Source organism: Streptomyces sp. NPDC004752 (genome assembly GCF_053601275.1).
In genome coordinates, this window is record NZ_JBSGBN010000013.1 from 61679 (window position 1) to 82450 (window position 20772).

Below are 20772 nucleotides of genomic sequence, written 5' to 3' on the forward strand. Positions count from 1 at the left end.
ACATGGGGGAGAAGAAGCGGGATGGGGACCGGCAGCTGGGCAGGCGTGCCCTGCTGGTCGGCGGCGCGGTGGCGGCGGTGGGCACGGCCGTGCTGGCCCGCGAGGAGCTGTCGCATCTGTGGTGGCGCCTCCCGGGGATGGAGAAGCCGCGGGTGGCGGGCGCGGTGGACTTCCGGGGCGCGCGCTGGGTGGCGGCGTCCACGGCGAACTACCGGCGGGCGGACCGGCCTGCCGATTACCGGATCGACCGGGTGGTGGTCCATGTCACGCAGGGCGGCTACCGCAGCGCGGTGCGGGTCTTCCAGGACCCGGGGCACGGGGCGGCCGCGCACTACATCGTCCGCGAGGATGGCCGGATCACCCAGCTGGTGCGCGAGCTGGACGTGGCGTTCCACGCGGGGAACCGGGAGTACAACGAGCGCAGCGTCGGCATCGAGCACGAGGGCTTCGTGGAGCGCGCCTCCTCCTTCACGGACGAGATGTACGCGGCCTCCGCGCGGCTGACGGCCGCGATATGCGGGCGCTACGACATGCCGGTGGACCGGAAGCACATCATCGGTCATGTGGAGGTGCCCGGTACGGACCACACGGACCCAGGGCGCCACTGGGACTGGGACCGGTACCTGCGACTGGTGCGCGAGGCAACGACCGACCGGGGCGAGGCAACAGCAACAGCAACAGCAACAGCAACAGCAACAGCAACAGCAACAGCAACAGCAAGATGATGCCTGCCGGTGCGTTCGCTTGGGTGAAGTTGATCGGCGCGCCGGGCCTGCGGCTAGGTGAGGCCGGCTGCGCGGGCTCGTTCCACCGCGGGGCCGATGGCCTTGGCGACGGCCTCCACGTCGGCCTGTGTGGAGGTGTGGCCGAGGGAGAAACGGAGGGTGCCGCGGGCCAGGTCCGGGTCGCTGCCGGTGGCCAGCAGGACGTGGCTGGGCTGGGCGACGCCCGCGGTGCAGGCGGAGCCGGTGGAACACTCGATGCCCTGGGCGTCCAGCAGGAGCAGCAGCGAGTCGCCCTCGCAGCCGGGGAACGTGAAGTGGGCGTTGGCCGGCAGGCGGTCCACGGGGTCGCCACCGAGGATCGCGTCCGGCACCGCCGAGCGCACGGCGGCGACGAGTTCGTCGCGCAGGGCGCCGATCTCCCGGGCGAACCAGGCGCGCTGACCGGCCGCCAGCCGGCCGGCGACGGCGAAGGAGGCGATGGCGGGAACATCGAGGGTGCCGGAGCGTACATGCCGCTCCTGGCCGCCGCCGTGCAGCACGGGTACGGGGGTGTACTCACGGCCGAGGAGCAGGGCCCCGATGCCGTACGGGCCGCCGATCTTGTGACCGGAGACGGTCAGCGCGGCGAGCCCGGAGGCGGCGAAGTCGACCGGGACCTGACCGAATGCCTGCACCGCGTCGGCGTGCAGCGGGATGCCGAACTCACCCGCCACATCGGCCAGTTCACGGACCGGCAGGACGGTGCCGATCTCGTTGTTGGCCCACATGACCGTGGCCAGGGCGACGTCGTCGGGGTTGCGGGCGATGGCCTCGCGCAGGGCCTCCGGATGGACGCGGCCGTATCGGTCGACGGGGAGGTACTCGACGGTGGCACCCTGGTGTTCGCCGAGCCAGTGGACGGCGTCGAGGACCGCGTGGTGTTCGACGGGGCTGGACAGGACGCGGGTGCGGGCCGGGTCGGCGGCACGGCGGGCCCAGTACAGACCCTTGACGGCGAGGTTGTCGGCCTCGGTACCGCCGGAGGTGAAGACGACCTCGCTGGGGCGGGCGCCCAGCGCCTCGGCGAGGGTTTCCCGGGACTCCTCGACCGTGCGGCGGGCCTGCCGGCCGGAGGCGTGCAGCGAGGACGCGTTGCCGGTGACGCTCAGCTGGGCGGTGAGTGTCTCCGCCGCCTGCGGGTACATCGGGGTGGTCGCGGCGTGGTCGAGGTATGCCATGGTGAAACCGATTCTACGGCGCCTCCCCCGGCGGTCTCGGGGGGTGTCCGGCTCCTCTCAGCCAGTCAGGGACGACGGGCCCGACCCGCCCCCGACCGCTCACCCCGCGACGCCGGGACCGTGCCGCACCACGGGCGGAACCGTGCCGCACCACGGCGGGACCCTGCCGCACGACAGTGAGACTGTGCCGCACCACACCGGGACCCTGCCGCACGACGCTGGGACCGCCCCGCGACGCCGGGATCCTGCCGCACCACGGCGGAACCGTGCCGCACGCCGGAACCCTGCCCCACGGCGCCGGAACCCTGCCGCGCGTCGTCGGCGGGTGCCCGGCTCAAAAGCTCCGGGGGACCGTGCGGTCGGCCTGTGTGAAGGCCAGCAGGACCAGCAGGTCGGCGACGCCCAGGGTGCGGTCGAGGACGACGCGGCCTGGGCGGGCGGTGCCACGCCACAGGGCGACACCGGCCGACGCGATGGCGAGAGCCGAGGACGAGGTTGAGGCCGAACAGGCCAGCAGGCCGAGGATGAAGGGGGCGGCGGCCGTGCCGTCGGCGTCGTGGCGGAGCGGGACGGCGTGCAGCCGTTGCGCGCGCCGTCCGGGGGCCAGTTGGCGCGGTTCGCCGAGGAGGTGAGGAAGTGCAGGCCGAGCCGGCCAAGAAGCCGGAGGCCGCGGGCTGGAGCGACGACGGCCTGTTGATGCCGGCCCACCGCTACGTCGACCAGATGCTCAACACCGCCTCGCTGTTCCCAAAGACTCTTCAGGCGCCGGACGCGTCGGAGGCGGAGCGCGAGCGGGTCATCCGGGGGGGCGACCCGCCGACTCCCGCTGATCGGCATCGGCCAGCCGGTACTGGCGGAACTGACCCGCACCCGGCGGCGGCCCTCCCGGGCCCGGCGACCGGGGCGGGCCGCACCCCGCGGTGGCCCTACCGGGCCCGGCGACCGGAACTGACCCGCGCCCCGGGCAGCCGCGCGGACCCGGCGGCTCAGCCGGGCCCGACGCCCTCTGCCCGGTGGCGGGCCGTGGCCGAGGTCCGGTAGAGGGCCGTGACCGAGCGGGCCGCCTCCGTCAGCTCGGCGCGCACCTCGGGCGGGGCGAGCACCTCCACCCGGTCGGAGAACGCGAGCAGTTGGCGGGCGGCGCGCACCGCCGGGAACGTCAGCCGGACGGTGGCCGGGCCATCGAGGCCCGGGGTGTCCGGGCCCGAGGTGTCCGGGCCCGGGGTGTCCGGGCCCGTGTCGTCGGCGGGCCCGGTCAGCGACGGGGCGAACAGCCGCCGGAACATGTCGAGATGGTCGCGCCGCACGCGCACGGTGACCTCGATCCCGTCGGTGCGCTCCTCCACTGTGCGGCGCAACACCTCCCAGGCGTCGGCGAGTTCGACGCCGGGCCGACGGCGCACCGGTTCGTCAAGGAGTCGGGCCGAGCGCACCCGGTCGGCCCGGAAGAGCTGCGGCTTCGCCCGCCGGTCGGCGACCAGGTACCAGACCCCGGCCTTGGCGACCAGACCGTACGGGTCGACGGTGTACGTCCGCGCCTCCCGCTCCCCGCTGTGCCGGTAGCGCAGTCTGAGCCGCCGGTCGGCGAACACCGCGTCCTGTAGGACTTCCAGGTCGACCGCCTGCCGCGGCCCGCACTTCCAGCGGGTGGCGTCGACCAGGATACGTCGGCTGGCGGCCTCGGCGGCCGGCCGGTGGGGCGCCGGCAGGGCCGCCATCACCTTGCGCAACGCCGAGCCGAGGGCCGCGTCCAGGCCGAGCGCGGCATGCGCGCCCGGCGCGGCCAGGATGAACAGGGCCCGCGACTCGTCGGCGGTCAGGCCGGTGACGTCCGTACGGAATCCGGCGAGGAGCGCGATGCCGCCGTGCCGGCCGCGCTCCGCGTACACGGGGACGCCGGCGGCCGACAGGGCCTCGACATCGCGGTAGACGGTCCGCACCGACACCTCCAGCCGGTCGGCCAGTTCATGTGCGGGGACGCGGGCCCGGTTCTGCAGGAGCAGCAGGATCGACAGCAGGCGGTCGGACTTCACGCTCTCAAGGATCCCGCCAGACGAGGGACCGCCACAAATGTTGACGGCGGGTGTCAGGTTATCCGGTGATCCTGGTCGCACCGACTCACGGAAGGCACCTCATGACCAGCGACATCCCCCGGACCGCCGGACTCGACCCGCGCCCCGTCTACGCCCGCGCCACCGAGCAGGTGGCGGCGCTCATCGCGACCGTGCGGCCCGAGCAGTTGACCGGTCCGACCCCGTGCGCCGAGTTCGATGTGCGCGCCCTGCTGAGCCACATCGTCGGCGGCACCCGGCGTATCGCGGTGGTCGGCGAGGGCGGCGACGGCCTCGCGGTCGCCGCCCTCGCGGACGGCGTCCCCGACGACGGCTGGGCGGCGGCGTACGAAGAGGTCCGGATCCGGGTCCTCAAGGCATGGGAGAGCGACGAGCGGATGACGGCGCCGGTGCGGGTGCCGTGGGGCGAGGTCCCGGGGCGCGATGCGCTCTCCGGCTATGTGATGGAGATCGTGACGCACACCTGGGATCTCTCCGAGGCCCTCGGGCATCCGCGCGAACTCGCCCCGGATCTCGCCGAGTTCGCGCTGGCGATCGCGCTGCGGGTGCTGCCGGAGTCCCGGCCGCGGGGCGCGGAAACCCCGTTCGACGCGGCGGTCGCGGCTCCCGAAGAGGCCGACGCCTACGGCCGGTTGGCGGCCTGGCTGGGGCGCGAGCCGCTCAGTCGAGCCTGACCCGGGCCAGCTGCCGCGACTGGGCGACCAGTCGGTCCGTGCCGTCCCAGACCTCGGCGTCCTCCTCCAGGAAGCCCCCGGCCAGATTGCGGGTGGTGATCGACACCCGCAGCGGGCCGGGCGCCGGGCGGTGGCGCACATGCACGGTCAGCTCGACCGTGGGGACCCAGCCGGACAGGCCGAGTTCGAAGGCGGTGGGCGGCAGGGCGTCGACCGCGAGCAGCAGTGAGAAGGGGTCGGCGTCCCGGCCGTCCGCGAGGCCGAACCAGGAACGCATCTCCCCTTTGCCGGAGGGCGCGCCGAACGTCCAGCCATGGGTGGCGGGGTCCAGCTTCAGCATCAGCCGGTCGGCGATGGTCGAACCGCCGCCCAGGGGGGTCGGGCCGTCCTGGAGGTCGCGGCACTGGTCCATGGGCGGGAGCGCGGGCGGCGCCGCCGTCGTACGGACGTCGTCCGGGAGCGTGTCGAGATCGCCGTAGGAGGCGAGGACCCGGATGCGCTCGACCTCGTCGCCGCGTTCGTCGCGCTGGTAGAGGGATGCCTGGCCGGTGGAGAGGGTGCGACCGGTGCGCACGGTCTCGGTGCGCACGACGGCCGGGCCGGGCCGGGAGGCGGTCAGATAGTGCGCGGAGAGGGTGAACGGGTCGGGATGCGGAAGGGTGTCCGCGAGGGCCCGGCCGACAACGGCCAGCAGATAGCCGCCGTTGACCGCGTTGTCCACCGTCCAGCCGGCGCGGAGGCCGATGCCGTAGACGCCGGGCTCGCGCCGGGTGACGGCCGTGTCGCGGTCGAACTCGCTGTCGCCGGGCACAGCCCGCCGCTCGGATGCGATCGCTGATTCTGGCATGCTTGAACCGTACAGCATAAAACTACTAAGCGGTTGCTTTCGGGGCTCCGATCGGATCACATGACGATCCGCCTGCCAGGTGAGGTTCCGGCAATTTCTCGGTAAGTGTCCGGACACGTCCGTGACCTGGCGCCTCTCTTTCCCCTCTATGGGGACATGAGCCTCACCGGGACTCCGTTCCTCTACACGACCTTCGCGCTGAGCGTCGTCGCTCTCATACTGCCGCTCGCCCTGTGGTCGCGGACACGGGGGCCGAGGGCCCTGCGCGTCGCCGTCCGGGTGCTGATGCTGCTGTTCGCCCAGGCCACGGCCGTGACCCTGGTCTTCGTCCTGGTCAACAACTCCAACAACCTGTACGACAACTGGTCCGATCTGCTCGGCACCGGCAACCACGTGCAGCAGGCCGCCGACCTCGGCCGGGACGGCACCGGCGGGATGGCGCTCAAGCGGCTGCCCAAGGTGAAGCAGGTGTTCCAGGCGGCCGATGGCCCCGGGATGCGCGCGGCCGGCGGGGTGCGCGTGACCCAGCTCAAGGGCCAGGTGTCCGGGGTGAACGCGGAGGTCTACGTCTGGCTCCCGCCGCAGTACGGCCAACCCGCCTACCGGCACCGGAGGTTCCCCGTGGTGGAGCTGCTGCCCGGCTACCCCGGCTCGGCGAAGGCGTGGTTCGGGTCGCTGAAGGTGCACGAGCAGGTGCTGCCGCTGATGAAGAACGGCCAGGTCGCGCCGTTCATCCTGGTGGCACCGCGCACCAACCTGCTGGCCGGGGTGGACACGGGCTGCGCGAACATCCCCGGCACGGTGAACGCCGACACCTGGCTGAGCATCGACGTGCCCAAGATGGTCATGGACAACTTCCGCGCCGAGGCCGAGCCGGCCGGCTGGGCGGTCGCCGGGTACTCGGCGGGCGCGCACTGCGCGGTCAAGCTGGCCGTGGCCCACCCTGACCGCTACCGGGCCGCGGTGAGCCTGTCCGGCTACAACGACCCGATCGGCGAGCGGAACTCGCTGACGGCGCAGAGTCCGGCCATGCGCGCCCGGAACAACCCCTATCTGCTGCTGAGGAAGGCCCCCGTGCCGCCCAGGATCGCGCTCTATGTCTCCGGCGGGTCCGGCGACGGCTACCAGGCCGGTGTCGCCCTTGAGTCGGTGGCCAAGGCGCCGACGACGGTGCACGTGGTGTTCCTGCCGCGCAGCGCCGGCGGCCACACCATGGCGCTGTGGCGGCCCCAGGTGCCGACCGTGTTCCGCTGGCTGACCGTGCAGATGGGCCAGAGCCGGGTCGGCGCAGCTACTCCTCCGCCACCGTCGACCGCCGGTTCCAGGCGCGCGGCGCTCGCCAGTGGAAACGCATCGCGAGCAGGCGCAGCACAAAGGCGGTGACGGCGGCGAGCCCGCTGGTGAACGGGTTCAGCACGTCGTAGCGCAGGCACAGCACCACCAGGGTGGCGCCGACGATCGCCGGCACCGCGTACAGGTCGCGGTCCCAGCGCAGCAGGGAGGGAACCTCGTTGGCCAGCACATCGCGCAGGACGCCGCCGCCGACCGCGGTGGCCAGGCCCAGCGCCGCGGACGCGGTCAGGCCGAGCCCGTAGGCGTACGCCTTCGTCGTCCCCGCCACGCAGAACAGCCCGAGGCCCGCCGCGTCGAAGACGTTGACCGCGACCTGGATGCGCTCCACCTGGGGGTGCAGGAAGAAGACCAGCAGGGCGGCGAGCAGCGGTGTGCTGAAGTACCCGAGGTCCGTGAAGGCGGCCGGCGGGACGGCGCCGATGACCAGGTCCCGGAACAGCCCGCCGCCGAGCGCGGTGACCTCGGCGAGCACGGCGATGCCGAAGACGTCGAAGTTCTTGCGCACGGCCAGCAGCGCACCGGAGATCGCGAACACGAAGATGCCGACGACATCGAGGGTGTGCTGGACGGACGGGCTGAAGAGTTGCTGAACCACCCCGACATTCTCACCCGCGGCGGACGCGGGCCCGGCACGGCCGGGGCCGGACCGGTCCCCGCACGGGCCGGACGGGAGGACGCGCCCCGCACACCCTCCCGTCCGGCCCGTCGGCGGCCTCGACCGACCGCCCGACAATGCGCCCTTATGCGACCTTATGTGCCGTTATACGTCCTTCGACCCCGGCGTCTCGTCTGCCGCCGTCTCGTCGGCGCCGTCACGAGCGGCCTCCCGGGATCCGCCGTCGGAGGTCTCCCCGGACCCGCCCCCGGACGCGGGGGTGTCCACCGCGGAGGTGTCCACCGCGGACTCCGCCGCGCTCGGCGCGGTCGCCTTCGCCGACCCCGCGCCCGCCCCGGTGGTCTTCTCGACAGCCGCCTCCGCGGTCTCCTCGGCGGGCGCGTCCGCGCCCGCGCCCTCCCCCGACACCGCCGCCGCCACCGCGGCCGATGTCTCCGCCGACTCCTCCAGGACCGTGTCCGGGACGAGTTCCCCGGCTTCCTTCGCCGCGGACAGCAGGACCGTGTCCTGCGGCGCCTGGTCGGCGAAGTTCTCCGGGTGGTGGCAGGCGACCCGCTGACCCGGCTTCAGCTCCACGAGCTGCGGCTCGGTCGTACGACAGATCTCCGTGGCCTTCCAGCAGCGGGTGTGGAAGCGGCAGCCGCTCGGCGGGGCGATCGGCGAGGGGACGTCCCCCTTGAGCAGGATGCGCTCGCTCTTGGCGTTCCGCCGCCTCGGGTCCGGGATCGGCACGGCCGACATCAGCGCCTTGGTGTAGGGGTGCATCGGCGCCTTGTACAGCGACTCGCGGTCGGCCAGCTCCACGATCTTGCCGAGGTACATCACCGCGATCCGGTCCGAGACGTGCCGGACCACCGACAGATCGTGCGCGATGATCACGTAGGTCAGGCCCAGTTCCTGCTGGAGGTCGTCCAGGAGGTTCACGACCTGGGCCTGGATCGACACGTCGAGGGCCGATACCGGCTCGTCCGCGACGACCAGCTTCGGGTTGAGCGCGAGCGCACGGGCGATGCCGATGCGCTGGCGCTGACCGCCGGAGAACTCGTGCGGATAGCGGTTGTAGTGCTCGGGGTTGAGGCCCACGACCGACAGCAGTCGCTGCACTTCCTTCTTGATGCCGCCCTCGGGCGTGACGCCCTGGAGCTTGAAGGGAGCGCCGACGACGGTGCCGATGGTGTGGCGCGGGTTCAGCGACGAGTACGGGTCCTGGAAGATCATCTGCACATCGCGGCGCAGCGGACGCATACCGCCGACGCCGAGGTGCGTGATGTCCTTGCCCTCGAACTCGATCGTCCCGGCGGTCGGTTCGAGCAGCCGGGTGATCAGCCGGCCCATCGTCGACTTGCCGCAGCCCGACTCGCCCACCACGCCGAGCGTCTCGCCGGAGCGCACCTCGAAGTCGAGGCCGTCGACCGCGCGCACCGCACCGACCTGCCGCTGGAGCAGGCCCTTCTTGATCGGGAAGTGCTTCTGGAGCCCGGTCACCCTCAGCAGGACCTCGCCGGGGGCGGCGCCCTTGTCCCGGGTGGCCGTCCCCGCGGGCTGCGCCGCCGCACCCTCGCTCTGTGCAGGGATGCTCACTGCGTTGTTCTCTGCGTTGTCCTCTGTGTTCTCACTCACAGCTTCGGCGCAATCTCTTCGGTCCAGATCCGCTCCCGCTGCTCCTGCGACATATGGCAGGCGGCCCAGTGCCGGCTGCCGACCTCGGTCAGCTCGGGGCGGACCGTGCGGGTGGCGTTGTCCTTCGGGACATCGGCGTACGGGCAGCGCGGGTTGAAGGCGCAGCCGGACGGGACGTTGATCAGCGAGGGCGGGGCGCCCTTGACCGGGATCAGCCGCTCCTGCTGCTCTCGGTCCAGGCGGGGCATCGAGCCCAGCAGGCCCCAGGTGTAGGGGTGGCGGGGCTCGTAGAACACCGTCTCGGCCGGGCCCCGCTCGACGCAGCGGCCGCCGTACATCACCAGGATGTCGTCGGCCAGTTCGGCGACGACGCCCAGGTCGTGGGTGATGATGACGACCGCGGAGCCGAACTCCTTCTGCAGGTCCCGGATCAGGTCGAGGATCTGCGCCTGGACCGTCACGTCGAGGGCGGTGGTCGGCTCGTCCGCGATCAGCAGTTCGGGGTTGTTGACCAGCGACATCGCGATCATCGCGCGCTGGCGCATACCGCCGGAGAACTCGTGCGGGTAGCTGTCGGCCCGCTTGTCGGGCTGTGGGATGCCCACCCGGTCGAGCATCTCGACCGCACGCGTCCTGGCGGTCTTCTTGTCGACGTCGTGGTGGATCCGGTACGCCTCCACGATCTGCTGGCCGATCGTGTAGTACGGGTGCAGCGCGGACAGCGGGTCCTGGAAGATCATCGCCATCTGCCGGCCGCGCAGCTTGCGGACGTGGTCCGGGTCGGCGGACAGCAGCTCGGTGCCGTCCAGCCAGATCTCGCCGGAGATCCGCGCCTTGCGCTTGCCGTACTGGCCCGCGGTGTGCAGGCCCATGATGCCGAGCGAGGTCACCGACTTGCCGGAGCCCGACTCGCCCACGATGCCGAGGGTCTTGCCCTTCTCCAGCTGGAAGCTGAGCCCGTCGACGGACTTGACCAGGCCGTCGTCGGTCGGGAAGTGCACCTTCAGGTCCCGCACTTCCAGGAAGGCGGTGGGGCTGGGCGAGGCGGCGGTGGGCTCGCCCACGGCCGCTCCGCTCTTGCTGAGTTCGGTCATGCGAGCCTCACTCGGGGGTCGATCACGGCGTAGAGGACGTCCACGACCAGGTTGGCGATGAGCACGGCGAGCGAGGTGATCAGGACGACGCCCAGGATGATGGGCAGGTCCTGGTTCTTGATCGCGTTCAGCACGGCCTGGCCGAGGCCGGGCAGGTTGAACGTGGTCTCGGTGAGGACCGCGCCGCCGATCAGGGCGCCGAGGTCCATGCCGAGCATGGTCAGGATCGGCGTCATCGTGGAGCGCATGGCGTGCTTGCCGATGACCGTCTGCTCCCGCAGGCCCTTGGCGCGGGCCGTGCGGATGTAGTCCTCGCCGAGGACCTCCATCATGGTGGCCCGGGTGATCCGGGCGTACATCGCCGCGTAGAGGAACGCGAGACTGACCCAGGGCAGGATCATGCCGCCGAGCCAGCCGGTGAAGCTGTCCGCGAGCGGGACGTACTGGGCGTCGAGCCAGCCGAGTCCGTAGGAGAAGATCGCCAGGACCAGCAGACCGGTGAAGTAGATGGGGAGCGAGACACCCGCCAGCGCGACGACCATCGCGCCGCGGTCCCAGATGCTGCCCCGCTTGAGCGCGGAGAGGACACCCGCCGCGACGCCGAAGATCAGCCACAGGACGGCGGCGCCGAGCGCGAGACCCAGGGTCACCGGGAAGCGGTCGGTGAGCACCGGCCAGATGGCCTGCTCGCTGCGGAAGGAGTACCCGAAGCAGGGCGCGGCGCAGTGGGTGACGTCGCCGCCGGCCGCGTAGGTGCGGCCCGCGAAGATGCCCTTGAAGAACTCCCAGACCTGGACGTAGATCGGGTCGCTCAGGCCCAGCTTCACCCGCACGGCCTCGACGGCCGCGGGATCCGCCTGCTTGCCCACGAAGCTCGCGGCGATGTCGACGCCCGCCCACTTCGGGACGAGGAAGAAGATGCCGAAGACCACCATGATGATGACCACGAGCATCACTGCGGCGGCGAACAACCGCCTGATGAGGTAAGCGAGCACAGCTATCGGCCCGCCGCGGGCCGCGGGCCACCTCCGGTCTCCCCCACCGTCTTATGGACGTGGGAGCAACCCCCAGGTGGCCCGCGATCACGCGTCGCCGGCCTTCACCTGCCTTTCGTGCCTTTACGGCGGGTGTGCCGGGTTACTTCGGGTTCTTCAGGCCGAGGTTGACGAAGTCGTAGAAGCCGGCGTAGGCATCGCTGGTGTAGACGTTCGCCAGGTTGCTGGAGCGCCAGTTGATGAACTTCTCGAACACGAAGGGCAGGTAGTAGCCGCCCTCCATGACCTTGTGGTTGATCTCCGTGGCGATCTTGGCCTTGCCTGCGGCGTCCAGCGTGTTGACGTAGTCGTCGAACAGGCCGTCGATCGCCTTGTCCTTGATCAGAGCGTAGTTGTTGTTACCGCTCTCCAGGATGTACTTGCTGTTCCACAGCGGCAGACCGTAGCCCTGGACGGACGAGAAGTCCGGGCCCCAGCCCATGATGATGATGCCGTAGCCCTTCTTCTTCACGTTCGAGGGGCTGCCGATGATGCCGGGGGACTGCGAACCGTCGTACTGGTCGATCTCGGCGGTGATGCCGATCTTCTTCAGCGACGCCTGGAGCGACTGAGCGGTGGCCACCTCGACCGGCTTGTTGTTGCGGACGGCGATGGTGGTCTTGAAGCCGTTCGGCTTGCCGCAGGCTTTGAGCTCTTCCTTGGCCTTGGCGGCGTTGCCGTTCTTGTCGGCACCGGACAGCTCGTACGGGTCGTAGCTCTGGCCCTCGGAGCCGGGCACCGCCGGGGGCAGCATGTTGGTGCCGATGTCACCACCGGCGAGCGGGCCGCCGCGCGCGGTCTGCAGCGACACATGGTCGGCGCCGTAGATGACGGCCTTGCGGCAGTGGATGTCGTCGAACGGCTTCACGCTCTGCGGGAAGGACGCGTAACGGATGTAGCCGGAGACCGGGTTGTCCAGGTTGGCCTTGTGCTGCTTCAGGGCGGTGGTGCGGCCCTGCGGGGACATGCCGGTCTGGTTGAGGTCCACGTCGAGGTCACCGTTGATCAGGCGCTGGTCAAGATCGTTGGCGTTGGTGAAGAACTTGACCGTGATCTTGTCCGGGTACGCCTTGCGGACCGGGTCCGAGGACTGCTTCCACTCCGTGTTGCGGACCAGGGTGAGGTCCTTGCCCGGGTTGTAGGAGTCGAACTTGTACGGGCCCGAGGAGAACGGGTGCAGCTGGTACTTGGACTTGGTGTCCTTGTCCTGGCGGACCGGGGAGGCCGAGGTCAGGGCCAGCATGTCCTCGAAGTCCGAGTTGGCCTTCGGCAGATGGAAGACGATGGTCTTGTCGTCCGGCGTCTCGATCGCCTTCAGGCCGAGCTTGTCCGCGGACTTGTCCTTGTACGGACCCTGGTACTCACCCTTGGGGTCGAGCACCTCCTTCAGGTACGTCGGACCGCCGGAGAGCACGTCCTGTGCCCACACCCGCTCGATGCCGTACTTGACGTCCTTCGAGGTGATCGGCTTGCCGTCTTCCCACGTGATGCCGTCGCGCAGGGTGTACGTGTAGGTCTTGCCGTCGTCGCTGATCTTGGCGAGTCCGGTGGCCAGGTCCGGGGTCACCTTGGCGCCTTCCTTACCCGCGGCCGGCTTGCTGGTGACGAGCTGACGGCTGTAGTAGCGCGCGAAGTCCCACATGAAGCCGTAGTAACCGCGGGTGGTGTCCCACGAGTCGGCGTCCTGGGCACCGCCGAACCTCAGCGTGCCACCCTTCTTGGCCAGCGACGCCTGGGCGACCTTGTTGTTGGCGGCGTCGAAGCCCGCGGCGCCGCCCTTCGAGCCCTTGTCGCCGCTGTCGCCGCCGCCGCACGCTGCCGTGGTCAGCAGCGCGGCGACCACGGCGGCAGCGGCCACGGTCTGATTGCGCCGCCGTGAGGTGCGTTGGGTAGTCACGATCTCGGATCCTCCGGATGGATGGTGATGAGAGATCCCGTGTAGGAGCCACGGGTCGCTTGGGGTACGGCAGTTCAGCGAGATTCAGCGGGATCCCTTCGGGTCCAGCGCATCGCGCACGCCGTCGCCGAAGAGGTTGAAGGCAAGGACGGTGATGAAGATCGCCACGCCCGGCACCACCATGTACATGGGGTCCGAGTCGTAGTAGTCGATCGCGCTCGACAGCATCTGTCCCCAGGAGGCCGTCGGCGGCTTGACGCCCACGCCCAGGAAGCTGAGCGCCGCCTCGGTGAGGATGTTGGTGGGGATCATCATCGTCGTGTAGACGACGATAGGCGCGACGAGGTTGGGCAGCAGTTCCTTGAAGAGGATGTACAGCCGTCCCGCGCCCAGCGATCGGGCGGCCTCGACGTACTCCCGTTCGCGCAGGGACAGCGTCTGGCCGCGCACCACGCGTCCGATGTAGGGCCAGCCGAAGAAGCCGATGACCAGGATCATCACGAACACGCGCACGCTCGTACCGGTCAGCCCCAGCATCTCGCGCGGCATGACGGAGACGAGGGCGATGATGAAAAGCAGTTGCGGGAAGGCCAACAGGCCGTCCATGACCCGGCTGACGACGGAGTCGACCCAGCCGCCGAAGAAGCCCGCGAGGATGCCGAAAACGGTGCCCAGGAGCACGGCCACGACCGCGGACAGGAAGCCGACCAGCAGCGAGATGCGGGCGCCGTAGACGATGCGCGCGAAGATGTCGCGGCCGTTGACCGGCTCCACGCCCAGCAGATGGTCCCCGCTGATCCCGCCCAGCGAGCCGGTCGGGGTGCCGAACAGCGGGTCGATCAGATCCTCGTGGTAGAGGTCGGGGTCCTGCCCGACGAGGCTCGTGATCACGGGCGCGAGCAGGGAGATCGCGATGAGCACCAGGACCACGACGCCGCCCGTGAGGGCGAGCTTGTCCCGCTTGAGGCGTTCCCAGGCGATCCGCCCCAAAGAGCGTCCCTGGACGGCCTTCGTGCCGGCGCTGACTGCCGCCGCTTCCTCGGCCGCGCTCGGGGCCGCTTCCGCGGTCGGCTCGTGCAATGGTGCCGTCATCTGGCAGGGACCCCTCTCAACCGGCGGTAGCCGGCCCGCACTTGCCGCTGTGGCGGCATGATCAGTCCGTCGTACAACGGGGCAACAGACCCCTGGTGCCGGAGTCTTCAATGCCTGGGCGATCCGCTGCCAGAGTTCTCGGTGAAAGGATGCGTAAACGTGATGCTGTCTGGAGGGTTCCGTTATCCGGACAGTGGGTAACGGGGTTCGGACGGGGAGGAGTTGGGTCAACGCGACAGAGACGGACTTTTCCACCCGCTCTACACGCGAAGATCCGCTTCCTGCCGTTTCCGGCACCCGGTTTTCCGTCCGTCGGCGCCACGACGGCGCCGCGGTCAGTACCTGCCCTGGACCGGGGGATAGCCGTACCCGGCGGCCGGGGCGGGCGGCTGGGCGGCGTGCGCGTCGCGGTCGTAGAAGGGGCGGGCGCCGGCTCGCATCCACAGGACGACCGGGTCGTACGCGTCGGTCATCGCGACGGTCGACACCGGCAGCCCGTCCGGGACGGCGCCCATCGACTGCTGCATCATCGCGCGGACCGAGTCCACCGCGGGCGGCGAAGTGTCGTACACGTCCAGGCCGATGGCGAGATAGGGCGCCCCGAGGGCCGGTTGCACCCAGGCCCGGCGCAGCGAGCGGACGGCCGGGGTGCGGTGGGCGTTCTGCGCGAGCAGGGCGTAGAACTGCGGGATCTCGATGCCCGGTTCGGACAGTCGGAGCGGCCCGGACGGCTGGCGGTCCAGGCCGGTGGCGATGCGGCGCAGGTCGAGCCAGGGGACGCCGACGCCGCCGCCCGGGGCGTGCGGGTTGAGCCAGAGGCCGAAGTGTTCCGGGTAGAGGGTGCGGGCGACATCGACCCCGTCGACCACCTCGTACGAGCGGTTCCAGCCACTGGCGGACAACTCCTGGGCGGAGGTGACGCACGGGACGTAGCCGTGGCCGTCGACCTCCATGGTTCCGTACTGGGCGTCGGGGGAGCCGGCCTGGCCGTGCCACAGGAGCATCCAGACCTGGCCGGAGCCGGGCGTCGCGAGCGCGCGCAGCAGCGCCTCGTAGGCGTCGTAGCGCCCGGGCGTGACCTGGCGCAGCGTGTGCTCGACGCTGCCGCTGAGGCTCGCGCTCACCTGACTTACCGCCTCTTCTTCGAATACCCCACGTTCGGAAGACAGCTTAAGCGCCCGGCGCCCCGAGGCCCCGTGTCCGTCGACAGGCGAGGGTAGGTCGGCGGGCGCGGGTAGGTCGGCGGGCGCGGGTGCATCGGCGGCCGCGCACGCCCACGCGACACCACCGCCCACCGGGACGGTCCACTGTGGCCCGGCAGCGCCCCAAAGGGGCGCGGGGCTGTAATAAACATGCGGCTCCGCCGCGGTGGGGGTCCCCCCTGTTCGAGCGGAGCCGAGAACTTGGGGGAGCGACCAGCCACAACGCCGCCGCACCCAACCATCAACAGCACCCGATAGGGGCGCGGGGCTGTACAAATATGCGGCTCCGCCGCGGTGGGGGTCCCCCCTGTTCGAGCGGAGCCGAGAACTTGGGGGAGCAACCAGCCACAACGCCGCCGCACCCGACCGACACCCCACCACGGCCCACCCCGCGGAGCGGCTCAGTGGCCGTACTCGTAGAAGGGACGCACGTTCGTCCTCAGCCAGTCGCCCACCGGGTCCTCGGCGACGTCCAGCAGGACCAGGTTGACCGGCCAGCGCACCGGGACCTGTGCGAGGGCCCGGCCCAGTGCCGCCAGCGGCAGCGCCCGCAGATCGCCCTCGCACTGGGTGAGTTCGACGCCCACGAACAGCGCCGGATCCGCCGTCTCGACGGCCGCGAGGCACCGGCGGGCCGTGCGGACCACACCGGCCGCGGTGAACTCGGCGGAGGCGGCGGACAGGAAGTCCACCGGGTCGTCCTGCCAGTCGGGTTCGAACAGCCGTACCCGGCCGCCGCTCGCCGGTCCGTCCAGTTCGGTGCGGCCCGTCCGGCACAGTTCGGCCACCGCGTCCGGCGGAAGCGGGGCGCCGACCACGCCGCCCGGGTTGAGGGCGATGCCGACCTGCGGGGGCAGGCCGCGGGCGAACTCCGCGGCGGGGGCGATGGTGTACGACATATGGGAGCCGACGACCTGGCGGAACTGCTCCTCGGAGCTGAAGACCGGGACATGGACCTGCCCCTCGACATCCACGGTGGGCAGGTCGAGGGGCCCGCTGCGCGGGCCGCCGCCGCTCGGCAGCGGGATCCAGAGGAAGCTGCGGCCCAGGACCTCGATGATCCGGCCACCGGCCGCCGGGACACCGAGGGATGCCGAGAGCACCTCCTCCAACTCGTTGCCGGGCCAACCGCCGTGCGGGTGGGGGTGCGTCTGTGCCGGGAAGTCCGCGGGAATGTCCGCCGGGAAGTCCATCTGCCTACCGCCTGCTGGGAACCGCTGCTGTGGCTGAAAAGGCTAGCGGGTGGCGGCGAGGGGCCCGCACCGTGCGAAGCCGATCCGGTGCAGTACGTCCGCCGCGTCCCGGTCGAGCAGCACCGCCGAGCCGCAGCCCTCGGGCAACTCCCCCCGCTCCACGGCGCGCAGCAGCCGGGCCGCCGCCCTGCGGTGGCGCAGGAAGGCGTAGCGGGAGACGCCCCGGCCGCGCTCGCGCTGGCCGTCGAGCGCCGTGCCGGGCGGGACGTCGAGGAGGATCACGTGCAGGGTGCCGCCGCGGCGGCGGGCCTCGCGGGCCAGCCAGCCACGCACCCAGGACTGGGTGCCGCAGTCGTGCACCACGGCGCCCTCGCCGGTGCGCAGCGCGCGGCGCAGCGCGGCGTAGTGGGCGAGGCGGACCAGGGGGCGGTAGAGCGCGTAGGGCAGGAGGCGCGGGACACGGGCGTCCCAGCGGTCCCTGGTGTCCTGGGAGTCGATACGGATGCCGTCGACCGAGCGGTCCATCAGGGTCGACTTGCCGCTGCCGGGCAGGCCGGTGACCACGGCCAGGTCGTGTGGGCCGAAGAGGAGGGCGTGCGGGCTGCGGCCGGCCCGCGCGCGCAGGTCGCGGACCACCGGGGCCGGGCGGTCCGCGCGCTGCTCGACGGCGGGGGCGGCCCGCCGCCCAGGTAGTGCGAGGCCCGTGTTCGTGGCGTATGCCGTGGTCCTGTTCACCGTGATCGTCCTCCCCTTGGGTCCGGACATCCCCATCCCCGTCGAGTGTAAAGAGAAGGTAATGCGGAGTGCCTCACGGTGTCATGCGCGTTCTGCCACAGCCCGGTCACGGATCGGGCCTGCCGTGCGGCGGCGATGCGTGCAATGATGTGCCCGCCAACTGCATACCGGCCGTTTGAATCCGCGCGGGAGAGTTCCCAGCAGCCTCGCTGGGACGCCGAAGGAGCAAGTCCCTCCCTTGAATCTCTCAGGCCCCCGTTACCGCGCGGGCGAGGCACATCTGAAAAGCGGGCCGCCGTCCGGTGGCCCCACCCAAGGTGCAAGCCGTGATCACGCATGTGGTCAGGGCGAACCTCTCAGGTTCCGATGACAGATGGGGAGGACTCACCTCGCCTTCCCCACACCCTGGGAGACATCCGTCCGATGAGCAGTACCGCACTCCGTCATACCGCGCTGGACGCGCTGCACCGCTCGCTCGGTGCGACGATGACCGACTTCGCCGGCTGGGACATGCCCCTGCGCTACGGCTCCGAGCGCGAGGAGCATCTGGCCGTGCGCACCAAGGCCGGTCTCTTCGACCTCTCCCACATGGGCGAGATCGCGGTGACCGGTCCCGAGGCCGCCGCCCTGCTGGACTTCGCCCTGGTCGGGAACCTCACCTCGGTCGGTGTCGGCCGCGCCCGCTACACCATGATCTGCCGGGCCGACGGCGGCATCCTGGACGACCTGATCGTCTACCGGCTCGCCGAGCACGAGTACCTGGTCGTCGCGAACGCCGCCAACGCCCAGGTCGTGCTAGACGCGCTGGTGGAGCGCGGCGCCGGCTTCGATGCGGAGGTCCGCGACGACCGCGACGGCTACGCGCTGCTCGCCGTCCAGGGCCCCGAGTCCCTCGGCATCCTCGCGTCCCTGTCCCCCAAGGTCTCGACCGCGCTCGACCAGGAAGGTGCCCCCGACGCCGATCTGGCCGGCCTGAAGTACTACGCGGGCCTGCCCGGCACCGTCGCCGGCGTGCCCGCGCTGATCGCCCGCACCGGCTACACCGGCGAGGACGGCTTCGAACTGTTCGTGCGGCCCGAGCACGCCGTGGAGCTGTGGCAGGCGCTGACCGAGGCCGGCGCGGGCGTCGGCCTCGTCCCGTGCGGGCTGTCCTGCCGGGACACACTGCGTCTGGAGGCGGGCATGCCGCTGTACGGGCACGAGCTGTCGACCTCGCTCACGCCCTTCGACGCCGGGCTCGGCCGGGTGGTGAAGTTCGAGAAGGAGGGCGACTTCGTCGGGCGCGAGGCGCTGCTGGCGGCGGCCGCCCGCGCCGAGCGGAACCCGCCGCGCGTGCTGGTCGGCCTGGTCGCCGAGGGCCGCCGGGTGCCGCGCGCCGGGTACCCGGTCGTCGCGGACGGCACGGTGATCGGCGAGGTCACCTCCGGCGCCCCCTCGCCCACGCTGGGCCGGCCCATCGCCATGGCGTACGTCGACGCGGCGCACGCGGCGCCGGGCACGACGGGCGTCGGCGTGGACATCCGGGGCAGCCACGAGCCGTACGAGGTCGTGGCACTCCCCTTCTACCGGCGGCGGAAGTAGACACTGAACCCGCGGGGCAGGCGGCGGCCCCGCCCCCGCCCCCGCTGTGATGCCGGGCACACCACCCCGCGCACCTGCGCCTTCCGTCCTCCCCTCGTCATCAGCACTCCCTCGCGTACAGGAGAATTCAGGCCATGAGCAACCCCCAGCAGCTGCGCTACAGCAAGGAGCACGAGTGGCTGTCGGCCGCCGAGGACGGCGTCTCGACGGTCGGCATCACGGAGTTCGCGGCCAACGCGCTCGGCGATGTCGTCTACGCCCAGCTCCCGGAGGTCGGCTCCACCGTCACCGCGGGCGAGTCCTGCGGTGAGCTGGAGTCGACCAAGTCGGTGTCCGATCTGTACTCCCCCGTCACCGGCGAGGTCACCGAGATCAACGAGGACGTCGTGGACGACCCGTCGCTGGTCAACTCGGCCCCCTTCGAGGGCGGCTGGCTGTTCCGGGTACGTGTCGCCGCGGAGCCGGCCGAGCTGCTCTCGGCCGACGAGTACGTCGCCTTCACCGCCGGCTGAGGAGTCGAGGACCCCATGTCGTTCATGAACACCCCGCTGCACGAGCTGGACCCGGACGTGGCCGCCGCGGTCGACGCCGAGCTGCACCGTCAGCAGTCCACCCTGGAAATGATCGCCTCCGAGAACTTCGCGCCGCTCGCGGTCATGGAGGCGCAGGGCTCGGTGCTCACCAACAAGTACGCCGAGGGCTACCCGGGCCGCCGCTACTACGGCGGCTGCGAGCACGTCGACGTGACCGAGCAGATCGCCGTCGACCGGGTCAAGGAGCTGTTCGGCGCCGAGTACGCCAATGTGCAGCCCCACTCGGGCGCCTCCGCCAACCAGGCCGCACTGTTCGCGCTGGCCCAGCCCGGCGACACCATCCTCGGCCTGGACCTCGCCCACGGCGGCCATCTGACCCACGGAATGCGGCTGAACTTCTCCGGCAAGCAGTTCGACGTGGTCGCGTACCACGTGGACGAGGCCGGTCTTGTCGACATGGCCGAGGTCGAGCGGCTGGCCAAGGAGCACCGCCCCAAGGTGATCATCGCGGGCTGGTCTGCCTACCCGCGGCAGCTGGACTTCGCGGAGTTCCGCCGGATCGCCGACGAGGTCGAGGCGTATCTGTGGGTCGACATGGCCCACTTCGCGGGTCTGGTCGCCGCCGGTCTGCACCCCAACCCGGTGGAGTACGCCGATGTCGTCACCTCCACCACCCACAAGACGCTCGGCGGCCCGCGCGGCGGCATCATCCTCGCGAAGAAGGACTTCGCGAAGAAGCTGAACTCGTCCGTGTTCCCCGGCTTCCAGGGCGGCCCCCTGGAGCATGTGATCGCCGCGAAGGCGGTCTCCTTCAAGGTCGCGGCGTCACCGGAGTTCAAGGAGCGCCAGCAGCGTACGGTCGAGGGCGCCCGGATCCTCGCCGAGCGGCTGACCGCGCCGGATGCCCGCGAGGCCGGTGTGAACGTGCTGTCCGGCGGCACCGATGTGCATCTGATCCTGGTGGACCTGCGCGCCTCGGAGCTGGACGGTCAGCAGGCCGAGGACCGGCTGCACGAGGTCGGCATCACGGTCAACCGCAATGCCGTCCCGAACGACCCGCGCCCGCCGATGGTCACCTCGGGCCTGCGTATCGGCACCCCCGCGCTGGCCACCCGCGGCTTCGGGGCCGAGGACTTCGCCGAGGTCGCGGACGTCATCGCCGAGACGCTGAAGCCGTCGTACGACGCGTCCGCCCTGAAGGCGCGGGTGCGGGCGCTGGCCGCCAAGCACCCGCTCTACCCCGGCCTGGGCCAGTAGTTCCGCCCCGGGACGGGGTGCCGCGCACCC

General features: G+C 71.2%; 19 protein-coding genes and 2 riboswitches. Of the genes, 7 read left to right on the forward strand and 12 right to left on the reverse strand.

Translation table 11 applies throughout. The features are described 5' to 3' along the window. The first annotated feature begins 2 nt into the window (after positions 1–2). Positions 3–725 (forward strand): N-acetylmuramoyl-L-alanine amidase, encoded by a 723-nt coding sequence (locus ACWEKM_RS08020; RefSeq protein WP_451620316.1) that lies wholly within the window; start codon positions 3–5, stop codon positions 723–725. A 53-nt stretch (positions 726–778) separates the two neighbouring features. Here the strand turns inward: ACWEKM_RS08020 and ACWEKM_RS08025 are convergent, their stop codons facing one another. Next, positions 779–1942, reverse strand: a complete 1164-nt coding sequence (locus tag ACWEKM_RS08025; protein WP_451620317.1) for a cysteine desulfurase family protein — start codon at positions 1940–1942, stop codon at positions 779–781. A 636-nt stretch (positions 1943–2578) separates the two neighbouring features. Between ACWEKM_RS08025 and ACWEKM_RS08030 the strand changes: the two genes are divergently transcribed. Beyond that, on the forward strand, positions 2579–2983 hold the full coding sequence (locus ACWEKM_RS08030; protein WP_451620318.1) for a hypothetical protein: 405 nt from the start codon (positions 2579–2581) through the stop codon (positions 2981–2983). On the opposite strand, the gene ACWEKM_RS08035 is transcribed toward ACWEKM_RS08030, so the two are convergent. Beyond that, positions 2929–3975, reverse strand: coding sequence for a helix-turn-helix transcriptional regulator (locus tag ACWEKM_RS08035; protein WP_451620319.1), 1047 nt, complete (start codon positions 3973–3975; stop codon positions 2929–2931). The two genes, ACWEKM_RS08030 and ACWEKM_RS08035, sit on opposite strands and share 55 nt — an antisense overlap. Before the next feature lie 101 nt (positions 3976–4076). Between ACWEKM_RS08035 and ACWEKM_RS08040 the strand changes: the two genes are divergently transcribed. Next, positions 4077–4688 (forward strand): TIGR03086 family metal-binding protein, encoded by a 612-nt coding sequence (locus ACWEKM_RS08040; protein ID WP_451620320.1) that lies wholly within the window; start codon positions 4077–4079, stop codon positions 4686–4688. On the opposite strand, the gene ACWEKM_RS08045 is transcribed toward ACWEKM_RS08040, so the two are convergent. Next, complete coding sequence (locus tag ACWEKM_RS08045) at positions 4675–5535, reverse strand: thioesterase family protein (RefSeq protein WP_451620321.1); 861 nt, start codon at positions 5533–5535, stop codon at positions 4675–4677. The genes ACWEKM_RS08040 and ACWEKM_RS08045 overlap by 14 nt on opposite strands. A 156-nt stretch (positions 5536–5691) precedes the next feature. Between ACWEKM_RS08045 and ACWEKM_RS08050 the strand changes: the two genes are divergently transcribed. Beyond that, a complete protein-coding gene (locus ACWEKM_RS08050; RefSeq protein WP_451620322.1) occupies positions 5692–6918 on the forward strand; it encodes an alpha/beta hydrolase in 1227 nt (408 codons plus the stop codon). Here the strand turns inward: ACWEKM_RS08050 and ACWEKM_RS08055 are convergent. The 9 genes from ACWEKM_RS08055 to ACWEKM_RS08095 all read right to left on the reverse strand — a co-directional run bounded on the left by ACWEKM_RS08055 (position 6827) and on the right by ACWEKM_RS08095 (position 17371). Beyond that, positions 6827–7483 carry a trimeric intracellular cation channel family protein gene (locus ACWEKM_RS08055; protein WP_451620323.1) on the reverse strand — a complete coding sequence of 219 codons (657 nt, stop codon included), beginning with the start codon at positions 7481–7483 and terminating at the stop codon, positions 6827–6829. The two genes, ACWEKM_RS08050 and ACWEKM_RS08055, sit on opposite strands and share 92 nt — an antisense overlap. A 165-nt stretch (positions 7484–7648) precedes the next feature. Beyond that, on the reverse strand, positions 7649–9085 hold the full coding sequence (locus ACWEKM_RS08060) for an ABC transporter ATP-binding protein (protein WP_451620324.1): 1437 nt from the start codon (positions 9083–9085) through the stop codon (positions 7649–7651). A 35-nt stretch (positions 9086–9120) separates the two neighbouring features. After that, complete coding sequence (locus tag ACWEKM_RS08065) at positions 9121–10218, reverse strand: ABC transporter ATP-binding protein (RefSeq protein ID WP_451620325.1); 1098 nt, start codon at positions 10216–10218, stop codon at positions 9121–9123. Beyond that, entirely contained in the window at positions 10215–11213 is a 999-nt protein-coding gene (locus ACWEKM_RS08070) for an ABC transporter permease (protein WP_451620326.1), read from the reverse strand. The genes ACWEKM_RS08065 and ACWEKM_RS08070 overlap by 4 nt, the downstream gene beginning before the upstream one ends. Before the next feature lie 142 nt (positions 11214–11355). Then, entirely contained in the window at positions 11356–13149 is a 1794-nt protein-coding gene (locus ACWEKM_RS08075) for an ABC transporter substrate-binding protein (protein WP_451620327.1), read from the reverse strand. A gap of 84 nt (positions 13150–13233) precedes the next feature. After that, positions 13234–14241: an ABC transporter permease gene (locus tag ACWEKM_RS08080; RefSeq protein ID WP_451620328.1), complete on the reverse strand. Its 1008-nt coding sequence runs from the start codon at positions 14239–14241 to the stop codon at positions 13234–13236. Positions 14242–14576: 335 nt separating this feature from the next. Then, complete coding sequence (locus tag ACWEKM_RS08085; protein WP_451620329.1) at positions 14577–15365, reverse strand: enhanced serine sensitivity protein SseB C-terminal domain-containing protein; 789 nt, start codon at positions 15363–15365, stop codon at positions 14577–14579. Positions 15366–15844: 479 nt separating this feature from the next. After that, complete coding sequence (locus ACWEKM_RS08090) at positions 15845–16636, reverse strand: enhanced serine sensitivity protein SseB (protein WP_451620330.1); 792 nt, start codon at positions 16634–16636, stop codon at positions 15845–15847. 42 nt (positions 16637–16678) lie between these two features. After that, positions 16679–17371, reverse strand: a complete 693-nt coding sequence (locus ACWEKM_RS08095) for an AAA family ATPase (RefSeq protein WP_451620331.1) — start codon at positions 17369–17371, stop codon at positions 16679–16681. Between the two features lie 176 nt (positions 17372–17547). Continuing rightward, a riboswitch (glycine riboswitch) is annotated at positions 17548–17645 on the forward strand. Further along, a riboswitch (glycine riboswitch) is annotated at positions 17646–17754 on the forward strand. Positions 17755–17794: 40 nt separating this feature from the next. On the opposite strand from ACWEKM_RS08095, the gene gcvT reads away from it, so the two are divergent. From gcvT to ACWEKM_RS08110, 3 genes are all read left to right on the forward strand, one after another. Next, positions 17795–18952, forward strand: coding sequence for a glycine cleavage system aminomethyltransferase GcvT (gene gcvT, locus ACWEKM_RS08100; RefSeq protein ID WP_451620332.1), 1158 nt, complete (start codon positions 17795–17797; stop codon positions 18950–18952). A 134-nt stretch (positions 18953–19086) separates the two neighbouring features. Further along, positions 19087–19464 carry a glycine cleavage system protein GcvH gene (gene gcvH, locus ACWEKM_RS08105; RefSeq protein WP_451620333.1) on the forward strand — a complete coding sequence of 126 codons (378 nt, stop codon included), beginning with the start codon at positions 19087–19089 and terminating at the stop codon, positions 19462–19464. A 15-nt stretch (positions 19465–19479) separates the two neighbouring features. Further along, entirely contained in the window at positions 19480–20742 is a 1263-nt protein-coding gene (locus tag ACWEKM_RS08110; protein WP_451620334.1) for a serine hydroxymethyltransferase, read from the forward strand. Positions 20743–20772 lie beyond the last annotated feature (30 nt).

Bases quoted from the DNA above. Each gene is read 5' to 3' on its own strand.
- ACWEKM_RS08020 (WP_451620316.1), top strand. From the start codon at position 3: ATGGGGGAGAAGAAGCGGGATGGGGACCGGCAGCTGGGCAGGCGTGCC.
- ACWEKM_RS08025 (WP_451620317.1), bottom strand. From the start codon at position 1,942: ATGGCATACCTCGACCACGCCGCGACCACCCCGATGTACCCGCAGGCG.
- ACWEKM_RS08040 (WP_451620320.1), top strand. From the start codon at position 4,077: ATGACCAGCGACATCCCCCGGACCGCCGGACTCGACCCGCGCCCCGTC.
- ACWEKM_RS08045 (WP_451620321.1), bottom strand. From the start codon at position 5,535: ATGCCAGAATCAGCGATCGCATCCGAGCGGCGGGCTGTGCCCGGCGAC.
- ACWEKM_RS08050 (WP_451620322.1), top strand. From the start codon at position 5,692: ATGAGCCTCACCGGGACTCCGTTCCTCTACACGACCTTCGCGCTGAGC.
- ACWEKM_RS08065 (WP_451620325.1), bottom strand. From the start codon at position 10,218: ATGACCGAACTCAGCAAGAGCGGAGCGGCCGTGGGCGAGCCCACCGCC.
- ACWEKM_RS08080 (WP_451620328.1), bottom strand. From the start codon at position 14,241: ATGACGGCACCATTGCACGAGCCGACCGCGGAAGCGGCCCCGAGCGCG.
- ACWEKM_RS08090 (WP_451620330.1), bottom strand. From the start codon at position 16,636: ATGGACTTCCCGGCGGACATTCCCGCGGACTTCCCGGCACAGACGCAC.
- gcvT (WP_451620332.1), top strand. From the start codon at position 17,795: ATGAGCAGTACCGCACTCCGTCATACCGCGCTGGACGCGCTGCACCGC.
- gcvH (WP_451620333.1), top strand. From the start codon at position 19,087: ATGAGCAACCCCCAGCAGCTGCGCTACAGCAAGGAGCACGAGTGGCTG.
- ACWEKM_RS08110 (WP_451620334.1), top strand. From the start codon at position 19,480: ATGTCGTTCATGAACACCCCGCTGCACGAGCTGGACCCGGACGTGGCC.